The sequence below is a fragment of the uncultured Sulfitobacter sp. genome (assembly GCF_947502895.1).
Taxonomy (GTDB): Bacteria; Pseudomonadota; Alphaproteobacteria; order Rhodobacterales; family Rhodobacteraceae; genus Sulfitobacter.
In genome coordinates this window covers 401699-423767 of the sequence record NZ_CANNBM010000002.1, presented here as the reverse complement: position 1 = coordinate 423767, position 22069 = coordinate 401699, and the positions used below count along the sequence as shown (strand labels likewise).

The following is a 22069-nucleotide window of genomic DNA, read 5'->3' as shown; positions in this document are numbered from 1 at the left end:
AGGGGCGTGGTTATGGCAGGTTCAGCCGCAGTGCTGGAGGATTCCAGCCTACTGAGCAAACTCGACCGCATGTTGTTGCCGCTGGAGCGTTTTTGCGCATTGCTGAGCGGCATTGCGATTTTCTCACTGATGTTTCTAGCGGCCTATTCCGTCACGGCGCGCAAGTTCTTTGGCAGCCCCCTGATGGGATATGTTGACTACATCGAAGCCGCGATGCCTGTCATTGCGATCATGGGTGTCTCTTACGTGGCACGTGATGGCACGCATATCCGCATGGATATGCTGGTCAACGCGCTCAAGGGCCGCGTTCTCTGGTTTTTTGAGCTGGTTTCGGTGTTGCTGATGCTTTTACTGATCGTTGGCCTGACCTACGGCGCATGGGAGCATTTCGACCGTTCGTTTGATTGCGCACGTCCCTTCTGTTCGCGCGACAGCTCTATCGACGTGAGCCTGCCAATCTGGCCCAGCAAACTGGTGGTGCCGATTGCCTTTGCGGTGCTGACACTGCGGCTTTTGTTGCAGGCGTGGGGCTATGGGCGCGCGCTGGTGCTAGGGCTGGAAAACCCTGTTGCCGTGCCGCTTTCGCTGACCATCGAAGAACAAGCCTTGGCCGAAGCGAAGATTTTGGAAGGGGCGGACTGATGGAACCTATTGAAATCGGGCTTTGGGTCTCGGGTGGTATGTTGGTCATGGTACTGCTTGGCATGCGCGTCGCATTCGCCGCGGGCCTTGCTGGCTATATTGGTCTGATCTGGTTGCGCTGGAACGGCTTTGACTATGATCCCGAGCGGTTCTGGAAGGCTGTCGAAATCAGCACCAAGATCGCGGGCCTGACACCCCATTCCAAAGTGAGCGCACAGGTCCTGAGCCTTATCCCTGTGTTTATCATGATCGGGTATCTCGCCTATCACGCCAAGCTGACGACTGCGCTGTTCGAGGCCTGTAAACGCTGGTTTGCATGGGTGCCCGGCGGGCTGGCTGTCTCTACTGTGTTCGCAACTGCAGGCTTTGCTGCTGTGTCGGGTGCATCTGTGGCAACGGCTGCCGTATTCGCACGTATTGCGATCCCGGAAATGCTCAAGATTGGCTACAACAAACAGTTCGCGGCGGGCGTAGTGGCGGCAGGTGGCACGCTGGCCTCGCTGATCCCGCCTTCCGCGATCCTTGTGATTTACGCAATTATCGTTGAGCAGGACGTGGGGATGCTCCTGTTGGCAGGCTTTATTCCGGGCATGTTCTCGGCCATTGTTTATGCTGCGCTGATTATTACAATCGCACTTGTGTGGAAGAACGTAGGCCCGCCTGTGCGCGGCTTCACGTGGAAGCAGCGTTTCGAGAGCCTGCCGCCCGCGCTGCCCATTGTAGCTGTGGTCGTGATTATTATCTTCTTTGTCTACAACCCTTTTGGCGATGCGTGGGGCACCCCCACCGAAGGCGGTGCTGTAGGGGCGTTCATCGTGTTCCTGATGGCGCTTTATCGCGGAATGCGCTGGGCCAAGCTGAAAGAGGCATTGCTGGAGACTGCAAAGCTGACCGTAATGATCTTTTCGATCATTTGGGGCGTTCTGATCTACGTGCGTTTCTTGGGCTTTGCAGAGCTGCCTGACGCGTTCTCGTCATGGATAACATCGTTGGATCTGGCGCCTATCGTTATCCTGATCTGTATTCTGCTGGCTTATGCAGTGCTGGGGATGTTCATGGATGCGATCGGGATGCTGCTGCTGACACTGCCTGTTGTCTACCCTGCTGTGATGGCGCTGAACGGGGGCGAGACTGTTGCGGCGGTGGATAGTGCGTTTGGAATGTCTGGCCCGATGTGCGCGATCTGGTTTGGTATTCTGGTGGTCAAAATGGCCGAATTCTGTCTGATCACACCGCCTATTGGCCTGAACTGTTTTGTCGTGGCAGGCGTGCGGGATGATCTGACCGTGCAGGACGTCTTTCGCGGTGTGATGCCGTTCTTTCTGGCCGATGCTGTGACAATCGCTCTGCTGGTTGCATTTCCTGCAATCGTCTTGTGGCTGCCCTCGCTGGCAAGCTAGATACCTCTCCGCATCGCTGTTGTAGTGGTGCGGGGTACCCGCTTAGATAATCCCGAGTTTGACGCCAAATATGTTTCGTTTCGTGCATTCCTCCGATCTGCATCTTGGCAAGCCGTTTGGCCGCCACAGCGAGGACGTGCGCGGGCGGTTGCGCCAAGCGCGGCATGGCGCGCTGGACCGTCTGGCGCTGGCAGCACGGACAGGCGGCGCGGCTGTTGTCATGCTGGCTGGCGATACGTTTGATCAAGAAACACCCGCCCCGCAAATCACCCGTCAGGCGCTTAATGCGATGGCGCAAGCGGATGACATCACGTGGGTCTTGATGCCAGGAAACCACGACAGTCTCGCAGCAAGCGAGTTGTGGCAGACCATCACCCGCGACACGCCCGAAAACGTCGTGCTGGCCCTGACGGCCGAGCCGATTGCCCTCGGTGAGGCTTATGTCCTGCCCGCGCCGTGTACTGTGCGCAACGCAGGGCGGGACCTGACAGTCGATATGGCGCAGCCCACACCCGAGGGCGCATTGCGCATCGGTCTGGGTCACGGCGGTATCACGGAATTTGCCAGCCTCGGCACCGTAGCTGCCGAGGGCCCCAGCGGCACAATCGCACCTGACCGCGCGGCGCTGGCAGGGCTTGATTATCTGGGGCTGGGTGATTGGCACGGTCAAATCAGGGTAAGTGGGAATACGTGGTATTCCGGTACGCCCGAGGCGGATAGCTTCAAACACGCAGACAACGGACGCGCGTTATTGGTGGCGCTTTCGTCAGCAGGGGCGATGCCTGATGTGACACCCGTCGAGACAGGTGAAATTGATTGGTTGCGCCAGAGTATCGAGTTGACGCCGCAAGATGATATTGATGCGCTCGTGCGTGCAATTACCCCACCATTGGGTAAACGGCGCGACACGCTGCTGCATGTCGTTGCCTCCGGGCGGATGGGCGTGCAGCAGATGCAACTCCTGTCAGCCGCGCTGGCGGCGATCACGCCCGATTTCCTCAGTCTTACGCAAAATACGGATGCCGTGACGCTGGCCCATAACACCGCCGATCTGGAGGCGATTGACCCGTCGGGAGGTGCGCTGCGCCAAGCTGCCGATGCACTGTCTGCACGGGCTCAAGATGGTGATCTGTCGGCCGCCGACCGCCGTTTGGCGGCCACAGCCCTATCGCAGCTCTTCTCGTTTGTGGCAGAGGAGCCTTGATGAGACTGCGCAGCCTCACCCTCACAAATGTGCGCAAATTTGCGGGCCAGACCGCAACAATCAGCGGCATCAGCGATGGCGTTACCGTGGTGGCCGAGGCCAACGAATTTGGCAAATCCACATTCTTTGACGCGCTGCATGCGCTTTTCTTTCTCAAATACGGCGCTGCGACCCGCGATGTGAAGGCGCTTCAGCCGCGCTCGGGCGGTCCTGTGCGCATCAGCGCCGAGGTTGAACTGCCAGAGGGGACGTTCACCTTAGAAAAAAGCTATCTCGCGCAAAAGCGGGCTACTGTACGCAATCAAGCGGGAAGCATCATCGCGCTGGATGATGAGGCAGAAGCATGGATCGCGCAGCTGATGGGCAGCGGGTTGGAAGGTCCGGCTGGCCTGCTGTGGGTGCGCCAAGGCACCACTGCGCTAGAGCCGTCGGGCACGGCAGCGGCAGACAAAACCGAGAAAGAGCGATTGCTGGGCGCACGGCGCAACTTGCTTTCTTCGGTTGCGGGCGAGATTGATATGGTCACTGGTGGGCGGCGCATGGACCGCGTGATCGAGGCCGCAGCGGCAGCTTTGGGGCGTCTGGCAACTGCCACGGGCCAACCAAAAGCAAACGGCCCGTGGAAAGAGGCAGAGCTAGAAGCGCAGGAACTGTCCGCGCGTCATGACGAGTTGTCGCGCCTGTGCACTGATCTGTCGCGCGCATTGGCCGAGCGGCGCGAAGTGATGCAACGGCTTGCTGTGCTTGAAGCGCCGGGCGCCGAAAATGCGCTGAGTGAGGCCGTGCAGCGCGCGCAGCAGGTCTATGATGCCGCGGCGGCCCATGCCGACAGGCTTGCACAGGCCGAGGGGCAAGCAGCCCTGCGCCGATTGGAACTGACCAGCGCAGAGCAAAAACTGGATGCGTTGATTGCAGCTGCAGCATCATTTGACGCGGCACAATCTGGTTTGGCGGCTGCAAAGGCCGTACATGAGCAGGCCATTCAGGATGTGCAGAGCACCCAACAGAACACGCAGAGTGCGCAGACTGCCTTGGAAACCGCTACGCGTGCGCTTGGCGTTTTGCAGTCGGCCAGAGAGGCCGTACAAAACGCTGCTTTGCGTCAGTCGGCGACTGACAAATACACCCGCGCCCAATCCGCACTGGCACAGGTAGAGGAAAAGCGCACGGCGCTTGAACGCGCACACGCTACTTTGGCGACACTTCCCGTGACGCAAGCTGCGCTTGATAAAATTGAGACGGCTGAGGCGGCTGTAAGCCGTGCAAAGGCAGATGTGGCGGCGCAGGGTGTTCAGATCGAGCTGTTTTATCAAGGAGATGCGCGCGTCAGCGTTGCCGGTGGCACGCTGCTGCAAGGGCCACATACAGTTGCTGCGCGTCAGGAATTCGACTTGCCCGGAATTGGCCGAATGATCGTTGATCCCGGTGCGGCAGCTATTGGGGAAGATAGTGTTAAATCGGCGCAAGAACGCCTAATTCAAGTATTGCAGGTGGTTCAGGTGTCGGATGTGGCGGCGGCGCGTCAGGGGGCTGGTTTGCGCGCTCAGACCGCGGGGGAGGTGGCGCTGCTGGAAAATGTACTGGCGACGCTGGCACCTGACGGGGTTGCGCGATTGCAGGCGGAGGTTTTCCAAGCCAAAGCAAGCCTTGATATGCTCTCTGCCGCCGAGATCCCCAAGGATATTGATCCCCAAACCATCGCCGCGCAACTGCAAGAAGTGCAAAGCGCAGAGGCGACAGCACGCGCAGCCTATGAGCGCGCGCGTGATGCTGCAGAAAGTGCGCGGACCACCGCCGCCCGCGCGCAAGCCAGATACGAGACAGCGCAGACCGCATATGCGGGGGCGGCAAGCGCCTATGGCGATGTGGAGAGTTTCGAAGCCCGAAAAGCCCAAGCCGCACGAGCACAGTCGCTGGCACAGGTCGCAGCTGATGATGCCGGCACCGCCGCAGACGCGCTGATGGAAGACGCACCAGATCTGGTGACGGCGCAGGCAGATTTGACCCGTGCCAAATCAGCGGCCGAGAATGCAAGAGACGCCCGCGCGCAGTTGCAGACCCGCTGCGCTGATCTGAATGCCACGATCCGCGCCCGCGCCGAAGACGGTGTGGAGGAAAAACGCGACGAGGCGGAAGGCATGATGCGGCGCGCGAAAGAACGCGCGGCAAGACTGGCGGAAGAGGCCGCAGGCCTGACGCTGCTTCTAGCGGCATTGCGTGACAGGCGCGGTGCGGCACAAGAGGCATATTTCGGACCTGTGCAAAAAGAACTGGCACCATTGCTGGCGCTGTTGCATGCGGATGCGGCGCTGAGTTTTGATCCTACGTCATTGCTGCCGCAAGGTATCGCGCGCGGGGGCGCTGATGAGGCGATGGAAACACTGAGCGGCGGAACCCAAGAGCAGATCGCAATCCTCACGCGTCTGGCCTTTGCGCGGCTTTTTGCACGGCAGGGCAAACCGATGCCCATTATTTTGGATGATGCGCTGGTCTATTCCGACGACAGCCGGATTGTCTCGATGTTCACGGCTCTGCATCGCGTGGCCCATGACCAGCAGGTTATCGTATTCACCTGCCGACAGATGGCATTCGAGCAGTTGGGCGGGGCCCGCCCGCGGGTCGAGATCACGCAAGAGGCATAAACTGCCTGTCATTTAGGCACTTTTCTTTTTCGTGGGTTTATTCACATTGAAAAAGCTATTCTTGCGGGTGGTCTCATGTTCAACTTTTCCCAAAGAGAAGTTGATGAGCCTAGATACCCTTCAGATCCACAGCGATAGAGATGCAGTTGCACCGCGCCATATACCGCGTGCACAAGGCGCGATAGATGTGTCGGTGTATTGCCGCGACGGGGCCACGCGGTTGTTTGCTCTGCGGCAATCGGGCTGTATGAAGTGCGTCTTTCCCACCATCTTTCGACCCGACGCTGAAGCGGTTCTGGTGAATACATCAGGGGGTGTAACGGGGGGCGACCGGATTTCGGTATTAGGCGCCATCGGGGAAGACAGTACGCTAACCCTAACCACACAAGCAGCCGAACGCATCTACCGTACAACGGACGGCACAACGGGGGGCGTGCAGACACGCCTGTGCGTCGCGCCGGGGGGGCGATTAAATTGGCTCCCGCAGGAAACTATTGTGTTTGACCGTGCGCGCTTGCGACGGGATTTGCGGATTGATCTGGCTAAAGGTGCCACGGCCTTGTTGTGCGAAACGCTGGTGTTTGGCCGCGCTGCAATGGGCGAGACACTGCAAGACGTCTCACTGCACGACAGTATCAAGATCACGCGCTGCGGCCTGCCGCTGTTTTTGGACGCGGTAAGGCTGAACGGCGCTGTGGCGCAGCATATGGACCGCGCAGCGATTGGGAATGGCGCGGGCGTTGTGGCAACTGCCGTACTGGTGTCGCCGCAGGCAGGGCTCCTTCTACCCAAGGTCCGCGCTCTGCTGCCCGCGACTGGCGGTGCCAGCCTGCGCAATGAAGACGTGCTGGTCGTCCGTGCGCTGGCCGAAGATTCGCTGGCACTGCGCCGATTTATGATTCCGGTGTTGGAACACCTCGCCGGTCAACCGCTGCCCGCTGTATGGAGGCTATGACACATGCAACTGACCCCGCGTGAAAAAGACAAACTGCTGATCGCGTTGGCCGCTGAAGTGGCCCGCAAACGGCTGGCGAGGGGCGTGAAGCTGAACCACCCAGAGGCGATCGCATTGATCACCGATGCTGTGGTTGAGGGCGCGCGCGATGGCCGCTCTGTCGCGGATATGATGGAGGCGGGTGGCCACATCATCACCCGCGATCAGTGCATGGAAGGTGTGCCCGAAATGATCGCGGATGTGCAGGTTGAAGCAACATTTCCCGACGGGACCAAGCTGGTCACAGTCCATAACCCGATCAGGTAGGAGGGGCACAGAATGATACCCGGAGAAGTAATGCCAGCAGAAGGTTCGGTGACGCTGAACGAGGGCGAAAAAACGACGGCCATGATTGTGGCAAATACGGGTGACAGGCCCATACAGGTCGGCAGTCATTATCATTTTGCCGAAACCAACCCTGCGCTGGATTTTGATCGCAAGCTGGCCCATGGAATGCGTCTGGATATCGCCGCCGGCACTGCTGTGCGGTTTGAGCCCGGACAACGCCGCGAGGTCCAGCTGATCCCTATAGGTGGCGCGCGCCGTGTCTTTGGCTTCAACGCCAAAGTTATGGGGCCTCTGGCCGTGGCTGTGGCCGTTGTGCTGGGCAGTCAGTTTGCAAGCGGTGCAGATGCCCAAACGGTGGCGCAATGCACCGCCCCGCAAGACCAGGCTACGATGAATGCCTGTGCTGCCCAAGCTTATGCGCAGGCAGATGCGGAACTGAATACCGCGTGGAAATCGGCCAGCACATTCGCAAAGGCCATCGGACAGGACAACGCATTGCTGGAGGCACAACGCGCATGGCTGCGCTACCGCGATCTGGCCTGTACTGTGCAGGCAAGCCCGTTCGAGGGCGGCACTCTGCAACCGTTCGTAAAGCTGGAATGTCTGCGCGAAGTGACTGCGGCGCGCACCAGAATGCTGCTTGATTTCAACGCCTACTGATCCCCGCGACATATAGGAGAGCACATTATGCCCGTCTCGATCCCGCGCGCCCAATACGCTGCCATGTATGGCCCCACCACAGGTGACCGCATCCGTCTTGCCGATACCGATCTCGTGATCGAGGTTGAGCATGACATGACGACCTACGGTGAAGAAGTGAAGTTCGGCGGGGGTAAAGTGATCCGTGACGGGATGGGCCAAAGCCAGTTCAGCCGCGCGCAGGGCGCTGTGGATACGGTCATAACCAACGCGCTGATCGTTGATCACACGGGCATCTACAAGGCGGATGTTGCGCTGCGTGACGGCCTGATCCACGCCATCGGCAAAGCGGGCAATCCCGACACGCAGAGCGGTGTGGACATTATCATCGGGCCGGGTACCGAAGTGATCGCGGGCGAGGGGCGGATACTAACGGCGGGCGCTATGGACAGTCACATCCATTTCATTGCCCCGCAACAGATGGAAGACGCGCTTCATTCAGGTGTCACGACATGTTTCGGGGGCGGTACGGGCCCCGCGCATGGCACTTTGGCCACCACCTGTACGCCCGGTCCGTGGCACATCGGGCGGATGTTGCAGGCATTCGATGGCATACCCATGAACATCGGCCTGTCAGGCAAAGGCAATGCCAGCCAGCCGCAGGCGCTGGAAGAAATGGTGCGTGGCGGGGCTTGCGCGCTGAAGCTGCATGAGGATTGGGGCACGACCCCTGCGGCGATTGATTGCTGCCTGAGCGTGGCCGACGCTATGGACGTTCAAGTTATGATCCACACTGATACGCTGAACGAGAGCGGCTTTGTCGAGCATACTGTGGCCGCTATGAAAGGCCGCACAATCCATGCATTTCATACCGAAGGGGCAGGGGGCGGGCATGCCCCTGATATCATCAAGATTTGTGGCGAGGAGTATGTGCTGCCGTCCTCTACCAACCCCACCCGCCCTTTCACGGTCAACACCGTGGAGGAGCATCTGGACATGCTCATGGTCTGCCACCACCTTGATAAGTCCATCCCCGAGGACATCGCGTTCGCCGAAAGCCGCATCCGGCGCGAGACAATCGCTGCAGAAGATATTCTGCACGATATGGGTGCTTTTTCTATCATCGCAAGCGACAGTCAGGCGATGGGCCGTGTGGGCGAGGTTTTGATCCGCACTTGGCAGACCGCAGACAAAATGCGCAAACAGCGCGGACGATTGAGCGAGGAGAGTGGCGACAACGACAATTTTCGCGTCCGCCGCTATATTGCAAAATACACCATCAATCCTGCAATCGCACAAGGCGTCAGCCATGTCATAGGCTCGGTCGAGGTGGGCAAACGCGCCGACCTTGTACTCTGGAATCCTGCATTTTTCGGGGTGAAGCCGGAAATGGTGCTGCTGGGGGGCAGCATCGCTGTGGCGCAGATGGGTGATACCAACGCGTCGATCCCGACACCCCAGCCCGTCTATTCGCGCCCCATGTTCGGGGCGTACGGGCGTGCCTTGACGGAAACGTCAGTTACATTCGTTTCGGCTGCGGCACATGCCGACAGTCTGGGCAGCACACTTGGGTTGGCCAAGCAGACGGTACCAGTGAAAAACACCCGGACCATCGGCAAAAAAGATTTGATCCTGAATGATGCCACGCCGCAGGTTGAAGTGGACCCCGAGACCTACGAAGTACGTGCTGATGGTATATTGCTCACCTGTGAACCGGCCACAGTGCTGCCAATGGCGCAGCGCTATTTCATGTTTTGAGGCGGCTGCGCATGGGTTTTTGCAACGACGTAGGTCGTGAATTTTACAGTGTTATACCGCGCATCTTCCAGAATTTCTGGCGGCAGCAGGCTACGGTCAAAGACGGGTTTATAGTACCAGTCATCCTCGCGGATTATGGCAGGCAGCTTTTCAGCATCCAAAAAGCGTTTGCAGAATTGCGGATCGTCCAGAACGGCATCGGGCAACAGGGCCGTGTCGAATTTGAAGGTCGGACGCTGATGCACCTCAACAGTGTAGCGACTGCCGCTAATCGGACCATTCGGGCGAAAGGCTATGATGCGCGCCCGCAGCGATGCTTCGCGCGCTTTAAGCGTCTTGATCTGCTCACGTATCGCGCCCAGCTCATCCGCAATTATGTCGATTCCATTCATGCAGCCACGCTGCCACATCCTGGTAAATGAAAGTATAACATGCCTGACCATCTTACCCGAACAATTCACGCCGCTGGTACGTGGCACAAAGCCGATGCACGATGTGAGCTGACCTATGACCAGCGGTTTTTGCGGCGCAAAGTGATTTCGACCACCGACGGGCAGAGTGTGCTTGTCGATCTGGAACATACGACGTCGCTGAATAACGCGGACGCTCTGGAAACCACGGCAGGTGTGATGATTGAGGTCGCCGCCGCGCAGGAGGCATTGTTGCAGATAACTGGTGATAACCTTGTGCAGCTTGCATGGCATATCGGAAACCGCCACACACCCTGCCAGATCGAGGCCGATCATCTGCTGATCCAGACCGACCCTGTAATCGGCCATATGCTGACCCATCTGGGGGCCGTCGTGAAAGAAGTGCAACGCGCGTTTACGCCGGAAGGGGGCGCTTACGGCCATGGCCGCACGCACAGTCACGAGCATGTCGCCACCGCCCATGCGCCCCATTTGCACAGCCATGATCATTGATCCGGTCTTTACGCTAAACCAATGGTTTTCCCCGAACTATCCACTGGGCAGTTTCGCCTACTCCCATGGGATGGAAGTCGCCATTCAGGACGGCAGGGTTTCCAGTGCCGCCACGCTGGAGAATTGGGTGCGCGATATTCTCGAGCATGGCACGGGGCGCAGTGATGCTATCTTGTTGCACGCGGCATATCGGTGTGTCGATGCAAATGCAGCAGTGGAACTTGACGCCGTTGCACGCGCCTATTCCCCTAGCGCAGAGCGGTTGATGGAGAGCATTCAGCAAGGCGATGCCTTTTGCCGCACGACCAACGCGATCTGGCCTGTGCAACTACCAGACCTCTGTCACCCTGTCGCTGTCGGCTATTCAGCGGGGCAGCTGGGCCTGCCTGCCGTCTTGGCAGCAGGAATGTACATGCAGGCGTTTGCGGCCAATCTGGTGTCTTGTGCCGTGCGGCTGGTGCCGTTGGGTCAGACCGAGGGGCAAATGGTTTTGCACAGGCTTGCTTCTGTATGCAGCAGTATTGGCGCGGCATCAGCCAAAGACAGCCTTGATGATCTGGCCAGCAGTGCCTTTGCCGCCGAGATCGCATCAATGCAGCACGAAACCCTCCACCATAGGATATTCAGAACATGACACAGATGAACGGCCCCCTGCGTGTGGGCATTGGCGGACCCGTCGGCGCAGGCAAAACAACACTGACGGCGGCGTTGGCCCGTGCGCTGCACCCCAAACTGTCACTGGGGGTGATCACCAATGATATTTATACCCAAGAAGATGCCGAGGCGCTGATGCGCCTGCAAGTTTTGCCCAAAGACCGCGTGATCGGAGTAGAGACAGGCGGTTGCCCCCATACGGCAATCCGCGAGGACGCCTCTATCAATCTGGCGGCGATTGCACAGATGCGCGCACGCCATGATGATCTTGATCTGGTTCTGATCGAGAGCGGGGGGGACAACCTCTCTGCCACTTTCAGCCCCGAACTTGCGGATCTGACAATTTATGTGATCGATGTGGCTGCTGGCGAAGAGATACCGCGCAAAGGCGGTCCTGCGATTACCAAATCCGATCTGCTTGTGATCAATAAAACCGATCTTGCCCCCCATGTGGGTGCGTCGCTGGACGTCATGGCGCGGGATGCCAAAAGAATGCGTGGTGATCTGCCTTTCGTCTTCTGTGCTCTGCGTCATGGCAAGGGGGCTGACGCCGTCGTGCAGCATATCGTTCAGCAGGGCGGCCTGCATGTGGCCTAGCTTCGCGTGAATAAAAAGGGTTTGTAGTCGCAGCCCGCCTGTCACACAGTTTGCTTGCGCAACTCGGGAGGTATGCTGTGGCAACGCAATCTGTGCGGCTGGCGGTTGATACTGGCGGAACTTTTACATCTGTCATGCTGGATGTGGAGGGACAGACCTTTGCGGCCAAGACGCTTACGCCCTGTTCAAAACCCGAAGATGCGGTGATTGAAGCCATGCGAACAGTCTGCGCCGAGGCGGGCATCATACCAAACGAAATTACCCAGATCATCCATGGCACGACACTGGCAACCAATACCCTACGCGCACGGCGTGGCGCTAAAACAGCTTTCATAACCACTCAGGTCTATCCTGAAACGACAGATGGGCAAAGAGACCAACAAGGACAGATAATCAGCCCGAACCCGCCATTGCCGGAACAGCTGCTGTCGCGTGATGCTTGGTTCACCATACCCTTGCGTACAGTTGATGCCAGCGACGCCAGTTTTTCGCTGATCCGCGCGGATGTCGAAGCGGTTGTGTCCCAGCTGTCCGTCGTAGGGTTTGAATGTGTGGCCGTGGGGCTTTGCCCGTCGCATCATAGCGCCGCGCAAGAGATGTTTGTGGCACAGGTGCTGGCAGAAATGATGCCAGATGCGTGGGTATCGCTATCTTGCAAAATGCCTCTGCAACCACGCGCGTCCAAGCGTTTTAGCAAAGTAGTTGCCAACGCTATTATCGCACCCGTGATGACCGCCTATCTTGCAGGGCTTGAGACACAGTTGAGAGCAGAGGGTGTGGCCTGTGATGTATTGCTCATGTCTGCGGATGGGGGGCTCATGTCATTTGACGAAGGCATGGCGTCTCCTGTGCGGCTGGTTGCTGCCAGCAATGACAGCGGTGTGGCTTTTGCCAAAGATATCGCCGCGCGCTACGGGGTGGAAAAAGTCATATCGTTTGAAATGGGGGGCGTGTCATCCAAGATTTCGCTCATTGATAATGGACCTTCGAAAACGCGCAGCCCGTCTGGCGAGATTGGCGCACCCCGACACACGGAAGGCTGGGACGTACGACCTAAACTGCCTGATGTTGTCGAAATTGCAGTAGGGGGCGGGTCGCTCGCTAGTCTGGATGCGGCCCGAGATATCTGTGTCGCAGCGGACACCGCAGGATTGGTGCTGGGGCCTGCATGTTACGGGCGCGGCGGTGGCAAACCTGCGGTGAGCGATGCAAATCTTGTGGTGGACAGAATGCGTGAAACTTACGTTGCGGGCGGTACAATAGAGCTGGACCATACAGCTGCGCTGACAGCGATTCAAACAGTAGTGGGTAAGCCACTTGATATTCAAACCCGCACGGCCGCTTTTCGCATTGTCGAAGCGGTAGATCAGATCTTGGCCAGAGCAGGAGTGGCACTTGCAACAGCGACTGGTGCAGACCTGACGGGATATACAATGATCGCTTTTGGTGGGGCTGGCCCGCAGCATGCAGGCCGTTTGTGCGAAAACCTCGGTGTTACGCGCTGTCTGGTTCCGCCTGATGCTGGTATCGGGTCTGCCATCGGGCTGTTGCGCGCGCCGTTCAGTCATAGGGCCTACTGTCATGCACAAATGTCCCTTTCGGCGTTTGAGGTGGGCGAGACCAAAGACCTGTTTGCGCAGCTTCGGGCCAAGGCCACATCTTTTCTGCGCAAGTGTAATGCCAGCAGCCCGATCTTGTTTGAGTTCACGGCCCAAATGCATGTCTCGGGAGAAGACCGTGAAATTGCAGTCACCCTGACCGAGGCGCAAGCCTTGAGCCCTGATGCGGCGATATTGCGTAGGTTGTTCCTGGGCGTATACGAAAAGCTGTTTGGCGACAGTTTCGGGGATGCCGAGATTTTGATTGTGGCATTGTCGGTCAATGCCATGACACAAGAGCAACAAGTTGCCCGAAGCGCGCAGGTTCAACCACCGCTTAAAACTGCGGTTATCAACGGAAAATGTAGAATATATGATCCTGGGGTGGGCACATCCCTGTCGAGCTACCGCTATGATCGTGACAGGTTCAAGGTGGGCAGGCTGGTCAGGGGGGCTGCTCAGATCGCAGAAGCGAATACCACAACGATTGTTCCCAAAAGCCGTGTTGCCATATGCCAGCCTGATGGCTGTATCGACATTGTGGTGCCAAGCGAAAATACCCGTATCGCACCCTCCAAGTACTGAAACAGTAGCGCGCCATTCTCCGTGATCCATGCAAGCAATGCCACGCGCGGATTTTATGTAAACGCGGTCAGGGACAGGTGCGGGCGTTGTACATGTCCGGTCTGCGGTAGGATCACACAAGCTGCGTTAGCGGATAATTACCAATGTCCATCCACCCGCCGCGCATTTGAAGAAGCGCTGGCAAATGTGAGTACGGTGTAGTTGAACCAAACCAAGATAGGCAAAAAAATACACGACTAATTTAGTCGGAATAGTTGCGCTTGCCGAAAAAATAGTGTCTGACTGTTTTAGTAAACAAATTTTTCAAGGATATCCTATGAAACGCTCTTTCACATATCTGATGGCCTCAATGACAACGGCGTTGGTTGCGCTTGGGCCGGTTGTGGCTTCGGCCGAAGGTGAGCTGAACCTGTATTCATCGCGTCACTACGACACGGATGAACGGCTTTATTCTGACTTTACTGAAAGTACGGGCATCACGATTAACCGGATTGAGGGCAAGGCGGACGAACTCATTGCCCGCATGCAAGCAGAAGGTACGAACTCTCCTGCGGACATCTTGCTGACGGTAGATACTTCGCGACTGGAACGGGCGAAATCCGTTGGGGTGCTACAGTCTATCGACAGCGATGTCCTGGAGGCGCGCATTCCTGCAAACCTGCAAGATGCAGACAACCAGTGGTTTGGTTTCAGCCAACGTGCGCGGATTATCTTTTACGACAAAAATGATGTAGCCAACCCGCCGCAGGATTATGTATCGCTGGCTGATCCGGCCTATAAAGGCATGGTCTGCCACCGTTCCTCCTCCAACGTGTATTCGCAGACCTTGCTGGCTGCAGTGATCGAAAACCACGGTGAAGAGGCGGCAACAGCATGGGCGCAAGGCGTGGTCGATAACTTTGCCCGCGATCCTGAAGGTGGTGACACCGACCAGCTGCGCGGGATAGTGTCGGGCCAGTGTGATATATCGATTGCGAATACCTACTATTTTGCGCGTTCTATCCGCAGAGAAGTCAGCGGTCTGCCAGAAGACGCGCGTGCGAACATCGGCTGGGTGTTTCCAGCGCAAAACGGTGAAGGCGCGCACATGAATTTGTCAGGTGGCGGCATTGCATTGAATGCACCCAATAAAGAAAACGCGATCCGGTTTATGGAGTATCTTGTGAGCGATCAGGCGCAGCAGTATTTCTCGGCTGGCAATGACGAGTATCCCGCTGTGCCAGGAGTGGCGCTCAGCCCGTCTGTTGCGGCCTTGGGTTTGTTCCGTCCTGATGCTGTAGATCTGAGCAAAGTGGCGCAAAACGTCCCAACAGCGCAGAAAATCTTCAATCAGGTCGGTTGGAAGTAATTGCGCGCAGGGCTGTGCCTGAGGTGGCACATATCCGATCGTCTTAGCGGTAGCTAAATGCGCGTGAACGCGGCCAGAGGTGTGCTTTGGCCGCGTTATTGCGTCTCGCGCAGCTCTTTGGGCGGCGCAATCGAACATGCTGTCGCCCTGTCATGGAAACTGTAAGGGTTTTCATCATCTATGGGATCATGCGCGACAACCGCCGTCGCCTGAACGTCGCGCGGTTCTGGTGTGTTTGTCACCCCTGAAGCCGTGACACACCATCTGATATATAAATCGAGACCCTGTCGGGGGCCACGTAAGTCTACCTCGATCAGGTTCAATCACGCCTTACGAGATAGCCTCTGCCGCCTCTATCAATGCATGATGCAAGGAGGCGGCCGAAGCGCGAGGGCCAAGAATACGGATGTGATCTTGTGCTTGTCTACGCAGCACGTAGCAGCCCAAGTGATGGATAACTGTGCGCTGGGCATCACCTGCGATCATGCGGCGGATCGGTACGGCGCAAACACGTTCGCTCAGGTCCGGCATCGCGGGGCCTGTGACGTCAAAACAAACCCATGCGCCTGATTGCTCGGTTACGGAAGCAGCATCGCCGAACAATGCGCCTAGCTGTTCTGCCAGAAGTTCATGGGTGGCGCGCGGTGCGCCCAACATCCATTGCTCGGGCCCCATCCAGAAACCTGCCTCGGGGTCGTGCAAGACGGCTTTGCCGACTTGTGGGACAGCGCCCAACAGATTTTTCAGGACGGCGTGGCATTCTGTTTCCCGCCCCATCCGCGCGGCGACAGAGGCCAGCGCCAGCCCGTCATTTTCGGTGATGGTAAGACGGTCAAAGCGATCAACGCGTGGCTCGGCAAAGCCGAGGGCGGTCACGGGAGTAAGATCATGCACGAAGCCGCTCTCCTTCTGGGTCAATGAAATGCGCGCTGACGATCTCGACTTCTACCTCAACGCCTGTGAGGGGGCTGACTAGTCGCATCCGCTCTCCCATACGGTTGCTGCCATCCTTCACAAACGCGAGTGCGATGGCATGGCCGAGGTTGGGAGAATAGCACGCGGAGGTCACGTAACCCTGATCATGGGCGGCTTCTACCGGCCCGTCTGCATTCATCAGATGCGCGCCAGCGGGCACAGGGTCGTTCGGGTCAATTGGTTTGATGCCAACCTGCCGCAGATCGTCCGTACGGTTAAGCCCCTCGCGTTCGGACAGTTTTGACCCGATGCTGTCCTTGGCCTTGCTTACCATTCTGCCCATGCCAAGGTTTTGTGCAGTCGTGGTCCCGTTCAGCTCGTTCCCTGCGGCGTGACCCTTCTCGATCCGCATGACACCTAGGGCTTCGGTGCCGTAAGGGGTGACGTCATATTCGGCGCCGGCTTCCATGATCTTGCGGATCAGTGCATCACCATAGGCAGTCGGCACGGCGATCTCGAATGCCAGTTCGCCACTAAATGAGATACGGAAAAGTCGCGCGCGCAGCCCGCCGCAGACGGTGATGTTGGCGCATGCCATGAAGGGAAATGCGTCATTCGAAATGTCTTGATCAACGATCTTTTCCAGCAGTTTTCGACTGTTGGGGCCTGCTACGGCGTACTGCGCCCAGCCTTCGGTGGTCGAGATCAGCTGCACATCGAGATCGGGAAAGAGGCATTGTCGCACAAATTCCATATGGCGGTAGACAGGCAGCGCGTTGGCGGTTGTGGTGGTGACGACAAAGTGGTCTTCGGCGAGCCGTGCGGCAGTGCCGTCGTCCATAGCAATCCCGTCTTCGCGCAGCATCAGGCCGTATCGGGTTTTACCGACGGCCAGTTTCGCAAAACCGTTGCAGTAGATTTTATTAAGGAAAGTGGCGGCATCGGTGCCTTGCACATCGACCTTGCCCAATGTGGTCACATCGCAGACGCCAACAGAGGCTCGCGTGGCGAGCACTTCGCGGTCAACGCTTTCGCGCCACGTTGTCTCGTCCGCGCGTGGAAACCACTGGGCGCGCAGCCAGTTACCAACTTCGACAAATACCGCGCCCTGTTCTTGGGCCCATGCGTGGGAAGGCGTGAGGCGTTTGGGATGGAAGGCTTGGCCTCGCGCGCGGCCCCCGAAAACCCCGATTGCCGTGGGCGTATAGGGGGGGCGGAAGATGGTTGTTCCCACTTCGGGGATGGTCTTGCCCGCAAGCTCTGCCATGATGGCAAGGCCGCCCATGTTCGATGTTTTACCCTGGTCTGTGGCCATGCCCAGCGTGGTATACCGTTTGAGGTGCTCGACGGAGCGGAAGCCCTCTTGATGGCTGAGCTTGACGTCTTTGACTGTTACATCGTTTTGCTGGTCAAGCCATGCACGGTTGCATCCCTCGACATACCAGAACGGTTTGATGTTAACCGGCGCATCCTCGGCCTGCGGCAGATCGGGCAGGGCGGATTTCAGGCCGAGCGCATTTTGGGCGGCCTGCGCACCACCGCGCAGGGCCCCCGTAGTAGACATATCGCCATTGGCCGCACCTGCGACTGTCATGCCTGGGGGGAGGGCCTTCCCCGGTACAAAAGCGGCAAGCGCCTCGTTCCACATGGGACGGCCCCGCTGATGGCAGGTCATATGTACATTGGGGTTCCATCCGCCTGACAGGCCCAAGGCGCCACATTCCAGCGTTCGAACGGTGCCGTCTGCAAGACGCACTTCTGCAAAGGTAAGGCCAAGACGGCCTTTGGTATCAATGACTTCACCGTGCAGCACCTCGTAGTCAAGGCTGCGAGGTGCATCTGCGCGCACGTCGACTACGGCTGCGATTTTGACCCCTTTGGCCAATAAATCCGTTGCTGTTCGGTGTCCGTCATCATTGTTGGTGAAGATCGCAACGCGCCTGTCTGCTGCAACGGCATAACGGTTCGCATAGGTGCGCAGCGCCGAGGCGAGCATGATACCTGGTCGGTCGTTGTTCTCAAACGCAATGGGACGCTCGATAGCACCTGCGGTCAGGATGCTCTGCCGTGTATAGATGCGCCAAAGCACTTGGCGTGGCTTGCCAGCTTCGGGTATGTGCAGATGGTCGCTGACGCGCTCTACCGCGCCAAATATCCCGTGGTCGAACGCGCCGATAATCGTGGTGCGCGGCATGATGCGCACGTTCGGAAGTGTGGCAAGTTCGGCTACGGTCGCGGCTGCCCAATCGCTACCCGCGACATCTCCCAGACTATGGGTTTCGCTGTTCAGACGTCCGCCCATGCGGAAATCCTCATCCGCAATGATAACATCGGCCCCGCTGCGCGCGGCTGTGAGCGCGGCTGCAAGCCCTGCTGGCCCCGCACCGATAATCAGCAGATCACAGTGCAAAAATCCTTTATCATATACATCGGGGTCATCCTTGAGCGAGAGCGACCCAAGACCTGCGGCATTGCGGATGATCGGCTCGTATACCTTCTCCCAGAAGGCAGCGGGCCACATGAATGTTTTGTAGTAAAACCCTGCTGTCAGAAAATTTGAAAAGCGGTCGTTGATCGAGAGCAGATCGAACTTGAGCGACCCGAGCCTGTTCTGGCTTTTGGCGACCAGCCCGTCAAAGAGCTCGGCTGTGGTGGCGCGTGTGTTGGGTTCCTGCCGCGCACCGCCGCGCAATTCAACCAGCGCGTTGGGTTCTTCGGACCCTGCTGTCAGCGGGCCGCGGGGGCGGTGATATTTGAACGACCGCCCCATAAGCCGCACACCATTGGCCAGCAACGCCGAGGCAAGCGTATCGCCGGCATGGCCTGTGTAGTGTTTGCCATCAAAAAGAAATTTATGGGTTTTGGCCCGATTGATCTGGCCACCCGGAAGCCTGTTTTTCTGGCTCATCTGCTGCGACCCCTTTCGCGCGCCACGTCTCTGGCAAGCTCTACCTTTGAAATCTCGTGCGTGACTGTGTTGCGGGTCACGACGAGCCATGATCTGTCGCCCGCCTCGTGAAACCATAGCTCTTCGTGCCAACCGGCAGGGTTGTCGCGCAGATAGCCATACTCAAAGAAATCCTGCGCTGCAGTCTCGGCTTCGCTATCTGGGCGGTCGATTAGACGTGCATCGCCCATATAGGTGAATTCTGCGCTGTCGCGGGGGCCGAGAAGGGGGTGATGTATGATCATATGTCGGTGCTCGCGGTGAGTACGGGATTGAGTTTAAGGGAAAAATAAAGAAGCGGTGAAGGTATGTTTCGCTCTGGCTGCGCGTGTCAGTGCAGGTTGGGTTGGTTGCCCATGCCTTTTTCGTCGATCATCATACCCTTCTCGAAGCGGTCAAAGCGGTAAGCGGTTGCATTGGGATGGGGGGCGTCGCGTGCCAGCAAGTGGGCAAAGCACATGCCTGATGCGGGCGTGGCCTTGAACCCGCCGTAGCACCAGCCGCCGTTGAAATAGAGCCCGTCGGTATGGGTTTTGTCGATGATGGGTGAGCCGTCCATGGACATGTCCATGATGCCGCCCCACATACGCAGCAACCGCGCGCGGCCAAAGGCCGGAAAAATCGCCATGCCGCCCTCGCAGACGTCCTCGACCACGGGCAGGTTGCCGCGCTGGGCGTAGGAATTATAGCCGTCAAGGTCACCGCCGAACACCAGCCCGCCTTTGTCAGACTGGCTGCAATAGAAATGTCCTGCGCCGAATGTCACAACTCCGGGCATGACGGGTTTGAGACCTTCGGACACAAAGGCCTGAAGAACGTGGCTTTCGATCGGGAGGCGCATCCCGGCTTTGGCCATCAGTCGGCCCGAAGAGCCTGCGACTGCGCAGCCGACTTTTTGCGCCCCGATGAAGCCACGTGAGGTTTCCACGCCGAGGCATTTGCCGTTTTCAATTCTGAAGCCCGTGACTTCGCAATTCTGGATAATATCGACACCGCGGGAATCTGCTCCGCGTGCATAACCCCAAGCGACTGCATCATGGCGTACAGTTCCGCCGCGATGTTGTGCCAGCCCGCCTTTGATTGGAAAGCGTGCGTCCTGTGTATTGAGATAGGGATAGCGCGCTTTTATCTGTGCAGTTGTAAGCAGCTCTGCGTCCGCGCCATTCAGAATCATCGCATTGCCACGCCGGATGAACGCATCGCGCTGCGCGTCGGAGTGGATGAGATTGAGGATGCCGCGCTGCGATATCATAGCGTTGAAGTTGAAGTCTTGCTCCAGCCCTTCCCACAGTTTCAGCGACATCTCGTAGAACGGCTCGTTCCCGTCGAGAAGATAGTTCGACCGTATGATCGTTGTGTTACGCCCGACATTCCCGCCACCGATCCAACCTTTTTCCAGTACCGCGATACGCTTCTGTTGGAACTGTTTGGCAAGATAGTAAGCCGTGGCAAGGCCGTGACCGCCGCCACCGATGACTATGATATCATAGTGTGCTTGGGGTTCTGGATCACGCCATGCAGGGGTCCAGCCTTTGTGGCCGCTCAAAGCTTCCTTGATTACCCGTAGTCCCGAAAAGCGCATATCATCTATCCTCTTGCGGTGATCATTCCATCCAGCCTCCATAAAGTCACAGCAAGATCGGACATGAATCGGTTCAAATACGTCATCGGGCTCCTGAAAAGGAAAAAGCCGTGCTTTTTACCGGTGTGAAATTTGTGTTGAGGGGAGGGCGGCGTCAATCAACCCTTCATCAGCGCGCGTGAGGGGGCGCTTTTGCAAAGGTTCATACAACTTACTCTCCGCAAGGTGGCATCTGGTGCGGCCCTTGGAGTGATATCCGGTCTGGCCGCGGTGTCGACCGAAGTACTGAAGGGTTACCGTGTTTTGGCGGGGCATTTTAGACAGTGTAATGACTGGAGTAGATCGAAATAGAGCTTGAACTTAGTGTTCTATTGCGCATCTCTAGTATAGATTTTCTTTATGCTAGGGGTCGATATGATCAAGAGTCAATTCACGCTCAAGCAACTGGAAGCCTTTGTACTTGTTGTCGATACGGGGACATTTCGCAAAGCAGCGGCGGCACTCGGGACGACGCAACCAAATGTTTCAGCGAGGATTTCATCGCTTGAGGCCTCTCTTGATGTCGTATTGATGCACCGCGACGCGGGATCGGTGCGGTTGACGGAGGAGGGCAAGAAGCTGGTTGTAGCAGCGCGGCAGGTGATCTGGTCAGGCGAGGCGCTGCTGGAAGAAGCAAAACGTCAGGACCTTATCAAAGAGCGGCTGCGACTAGGCGTGACCGAACTGATTGCCTGTACATGGCTGCATGATTTCTTGCGCGCGTTCAAAGAGGCCTACCCGTCGGTCAGTGTTGAGCTGCAAGTTGACTTGTCGCGTGAAATTGATCGCAGTCTTGCAGGCGGGCAGCTTGATCTGGCTGTTCAGACCGCGCCTTTCTCGACCAAGTTGGAAGGTGGGCTTGCGTTGGGCTCATACCCGTATGTCTGGGTCGCCACACCCGATGTTGCGCAGCGCATCGGGGTGGAGCCGGGGTTGGCGCAAATGTTTGGTCATTCAATTTTGACCCATGCGAAACATTCAAAAGCGTCGCGGGAGCTTGCGGATTATGCTCAGGCGCATAACCTTCCCAAGGATCAGATTGTTCATTCTAACAGTCTGGCGACTTGTGTGCCGATGGCGGTGGATGGCATGGGCATCGCGCTGTTGCCGCGCCAGATTGTGGCACCCGAAGTGGCGAAGGGCCGCTTGGTCGAGCTTGCTGCCGATTGGCACCCAAGCGCGTTAGAAGTCTTCGCGCGTTACGACGATGCCCGCGTGCCACGCTTTGTGCGCCATGCGGCGGGGATCGCCAGCCGGATCGCAGCGCAAGAAATAGATAATGAAAAGTAACCACCCCTAGAAATAATAAGAATT

Annotated in this window: 20 protein-coding genes and 1 pseudogene; 15 read left to right on the top strand and 6 right to left on the bottom strand. The window is 57.8% G+C overall.

Annotated features, from left to right (window positions below):
* Positions 1–12: 12 nt before the first annotated feature.
* The 9 genes and pseudogenes from Q0903_RS10035 to ureC all read left to right on the top strand — a co-directional run bounded on the left by Q0903_RS10035 (position 13) and on the right by ureC (position 9567).
* Positions 13–642 carry a TRAP transporter small permease gene (locus Q0903_RS10035; protein WP_299029314.1) on the top strand — a complete coding sequence of 210 codons (630 nt, stop codon included), beginning with the start codon at positions 13–15 and terminating at the stop codon, positions 640–642.
* Positions 642–2042 (top strand): TRAP transporter large permease, encoded by a 1401-nt coding sequence (locus Q0903_RS10030; protein ID WP_299029317.1) that lies wholly within the window; start codon positions 642–644, stop codon positions 2040–2042. Before Q0903_RS10035 ends, Q0903_RS10030 begins: the two co-directional genes overlap by 1 nt.
* Before the next feature lie 70 nt (positions 2043–2112).
* Positions 2113–3246 (top strand): metallophosphoesterase, encoded by a 1134-nt coding sequence (locus Q0903_RS10025; protein ID WP_299414968.1) that lies wholly within the window; start codon positions 2113–2115, stop codon positions 3244–3246.
* Positions 3246–5888 carry an AAA family ATPase gene (locus Q0903_RS10020; RefSeq protein ID WP_299414966.1) on the top strand — a complete coding sequence of 881 codons (2643 nt, stop codon included), beginning with the start codon at positions 3246–3248 and terminating at the stop codon, positions 5886–5888. The genes Q0903_RS10025 and Q0903_RS10020 overlap by 1 nt, the downstream gene beginning before the upstream one ends.
* A gap of 103 nt (positions 5889–5991) precedes the next feature.
* The gene (locus Q0903_RS10015; protein WP_299414964.1) at positions 5992–6843 is read left to right on the top strand and encodes an urease accessory protein UreD; all 852 of its coding nucleotides are present in this window, start codon (positions 5992–5994) and stop codon (positions 6841–6843) included.
* 3 nt (positions 6844–6846) lie between these two features.
* Positions 6847–7149 (top strand): urease subunit gamma, encoded by a 303-nt coding sequence (locus Q0903_RS10010; protein WP_299414962.1) that lies wholly within the window; start codon positions 6847–6849, stop codon positions 7147–7149.
* A 12-nt stretch (positions 7150–7161) separates the two neighbouring features.
* Positions 7162–7464 (top strand): annotated as a pseudogene (locus Q0903_RS10005) (urease subunit beta); the annotation flags it as partial.
* Complete coding sequence (locus Q0903_RS10000; RefSeq protein WP_299029865.1) at positions 7453–7830, top strand: lysozyme inhibitor LprI family protein; 378 nt, start codon at positions 7453–7455, stop codon at positions 7828–7830. The pseudogene Q0903_RS10005 and the gene Q0903_RS10000, both read left to right, overlap by 12 nt.
* 27 nt (positions 7831–7857) lie before the next feature.
* Positions 7858–9567, top strand: a complete 1710-nt coding sequence (ureC, locus tag Q0903_RS09995; RefSeq protein WP_299414960.1) for an urease subunit alpha — start codon at positions 7858–7860, stop codon at positions 9565–9567.
* Here ureC and Q0903_RS09990 read toward each other — a convergent pair.
* Positions 9552–9959 carry a hypothetical protein gene (locus tag Q0903_RS09990; protein ID WP_299029340.1) on the bottom strand — a complete coding sequence of 136 codons (408 nt, stop codon included), beginning with the start codon at positions 9957–9959 and terminating at the stop codon, positions 9552–9554. The genes ureC and Q0903_RS09990 overlap by 16 nt on opposite strands.
* Before the next feature lie 39 nt (positions 9960–9998).
* Between Q0903_RS09990 and Q0903_RS09985 the strand changes: the two genes are divergently transcribed.
* The 5 genes from Q0903_RS09985 (at position 9999) to Q0903_RS09965 (ending at position 15272) form a co-directional block, all read left to right on the top strand.
* Positions 9999–10490, top strand: a complete 492-nt coding sequence (locus tag Q0903_RS09985; protein WP_299029343.1) for an urease accessory protein UreE — start codon at positions 9999–10001, stop codon at positions 10488–10490.
* Entirely contained in the window at positions 10420–11124 is a 705-nt protein-coding gene (locus Q0903_RS09980) for an urease accessory UreF family protein (protein WP_299414958.1), read from the top strand. Before Q0903_RS09985 ends, Q0903_RS09980 begins: the two co-directional genes overlap by 71 nt.
* On the top strand, positions 11121–11741 hold the full coding sequence (ureG, locus tag Q0903_RS09975; RefSeq protein ID WP_299414956.1) for an urease accessory protein UreG: 621 nt from the start codon (positions 11121–11123) through the stop codon (positions 11739–11741). The genes Q0903_RS09980 and ureG overlap by 4 nt, the downstream gene beginning before the upstream one ends.
* A 77-nt stretch (positions 11742–11818) precedes the next feature.
* Entirely contained in the window at positions 11819–13924 is a 2106-nt protein-coding gene (locus Q0903_RS09970) for a hydantoinase/oxoprolinase family protein (protein WP_299414954.1), read from the top strand.
* A 340-nt stretch (positions 13925–14264) separates the two neighbouring features.
* Positions 14265–15272 (top strand): extracellular solute-binding protein, encoded by a 1008-nt coding sequence (locus Q0903_RS09965; RefSeq protein WP_299416036.1) that lies wholly within the window; start codon positions 14265–14267, stop codon positions 15270–15272.
* A 95-nt stretch (positions 15273–15367) separates the two neighbouring features.
* On the opposite strand, the gene Q0903_RS09960 is transcribed toward Q0903_RS09965, so the two are convergent.
* The 5 genes from Q0903_RS09960 to Q0903_RS09940 all read right to left on the bottom strand — a co-directional run bounded on the left by Q0903_RS09960 (position 15368) and on the right by Q0903_RS09940 (position 20716).
* On the bottom strand, positions 15368–15514 hold the full coding sequence (locus tag Q0903_RS09960; RefSeq protein WP_299414953.1) for a hypothetical protein: 147 nt from the start codon (positions 15512–15514) through the stop codon (positions 15368–15370).
* A gap of 88 nt (positions 15515–15602) precedes the next feature.
* Positions 15603–16166, bottom strand: coding sequence for a sarcosine oxidase subunit gamma (locus Q0903_RS09955; RefSeq protein WP_299414951.1), 564 nt, complete (start codon positions 16164–16166; stop codon positions 15603–15605).
* On the bottom strand, positions 16159–19095 hold the full coding sequence (locus Q0903_RS09950) for a sarcosine oxidase subunit alpha family protein (protein WP_299414949.1): 2937 nt from the start codon (positions 19093–19095) through the stop codon (positions 16159–16161). Before Q0903_RS09950 ends, Q0903_RS09955 begins: the two co-directional genes overlap by 8 nt.
* Positions 19092–19379, bottom strand: a complete 288-nt coding sequence (locus Q0903_RS09945; RefSeq protein WP_299414948.1) for a sarcosine oxidase subunit delta — start codon at positions 19377–19379, stop codon at positions 19092–19094. Before Q0903_RS09945 ends, Q0903_RS09950 begins: the two co-directional genes overlap by 4 nt.
* Before the next feature lie 86 nt (positions 19380–19465).
* The gene (locus Q0903_RS09940; RefSeq protein ID WP_299414946.1) at positions 19466–20716 is read right to left on the bottom strand and encodes a sarcosine oxidase subunit beta family protein; all 1251 of its coding nucleotides are present in this window, start codon (positions 20714–20716) and stop codon (positions 19466–19468) included.
* Between the two features lie 414 nt (positions 20717–21130).
* On the opposite strand from Q0903_RS09940, the gene Q0903_RS09935 reads away from it, so the two are divergent.
* Positions 21131–22045 carry a LysR family transcriptional regulator gene (locus Q0903_RS09935; protein ID WP_299414945.1) on the top strand — a complete coding sequence of 305 codons (915 nt, stop codon included), beginning with the start codon at positions 21131–21133 and terminating at the stop codon, positions 22043–22045.
* Positions 22046–22069 lie beyond the last annotated feature (24 nt).

What these genes read in the sequence shown, in the direction of transcription:
- ureC (WP_299414960.1), top strand. Translation starts at nt 7,858, where the DNA reads ATGCCCGTCTCGATCCCGCGCGCCCAATACGCTGCCATGTATGGCCCC.
- Q0903_RS09965 (WP_299416036.1), top strand. Translation starts at nt 14,265, where the DNA reads ATGGCCTCAATGACAACGGCGTTGGTTGCGCTTGGGCCGGTTGTGGCT.
- Q0903_RS09950 (WP_299414949.1), bottom strand. Translation starts at nt 19,095, where the DNA reads ATGAGCCAGAAAAACAGGCTTCCGGGTGGCCAGATCAATCGGGCCAAA.
- Q0903_RS09985 (WP_299029343.1), top strand. Translation starts at nt 9,999, where the DNA reads ATGCCTGACCATCTTACCCGAACAATTCACGCCGCTGGTACGTGGCAC.
- ureG (WP_299414956.1), top strand. Translation starts at nt 11,121, where the DNA reads ATGACACAGATGAACGGCCCCCTGCGTGTGGGCATTGGCGGACCCGTC.
- Q0903_RS09980 (WP_299414958.1), top strand. Translation starts at nt 10,420, where the DNA reads ATGGCCGCACGCACAGTCACGAGCATGTCGCCACCGCCCATGCGCCCC.
- Q0903_RS10025 (WP_299414968.1), top strand. Translation starts at nt 2,113, where the DNA reads ATGTTTCGTTTCGTGCATTCCTCCGATCTGCATCTTGGCAAGCCGTTT.
- Q0903_RS09935 (WP_299414945.1), top strand. Translation starts at nt 21,131, where the DNA reads ATGATCAAGAGTCAATTCACGCTCAAGCAACTGGAAGCCTTTGTACTT.
- Q0903_RS10000 (WP_299029865.1), top strand. Translation starts at nt 7,453, where the DNA reads ATGGGGCCTCTGGCCGTGGCTGTGGCCGTTGTGCTGGGCAGTCAGTTT.
- Q0903_RS10015 (WP_299414964.1), top strand. Translation starts at nt 5,992, where the DNA reads ATGAGCCTAGATACCCTTCAGATCCACAGCGATAGAGATGCAGTTGCA.
- Q0903_RS10010 (WP_299414962.1), top strand. Translation starts at nt 6,847, where the DNA reads ATGCAACTGACCCCGCGTGAAAAAGACAAACTGCTGATCGCGTTGGCC.
- Q0903_RS10030 (WP_299029317.1), top strand. Translation starts at nt 642, where the DNA reads ATGGAACCTATTGAAATCGGGCTTTGGGTCTCGGGTGGTATGTTGGTC.
- Q0903_RS09940 (WP_299414946.1), bottom strand. Translation starts at nt 20,716, where the DNA reads ATGCGCTTTTCGGGACTACGGGTAATCAAGGAAGCTTTGAGCGGCCAC.
- Q0903_RS09990 (WP_299029340.1), bottom strand. Translation starts at nt 9,959, where the DNA reads ATGAATGGAATCGACATAATTGCGGATGAGCTGGGCGCGATACGTGAG.
- Q0903_RS09945 (WP_299414948.1), bottom strand. Translation starts at nt 19,379, where the DNA reads ATGATCATACATCACCCCCTTCTCGGCCCCCGCGACAGCGCAGAATTC.
- Q0903_RS10035 (WP_299029314.1), top strand. Translation starts at nt 13, where the DNA reads ATGGCAGGTTCAGCCGCAGTGCTGGAGGATTCCAGCCTACTGAGCAAA.
- Q0903_RS10020 (WP_299414966.1), top strand. Translation starts at nt 3,246, where the DNA reads ATGAGACTGCGCAGCCTCACCCTCACAAATGTGCGCAAATTTGCGGGC.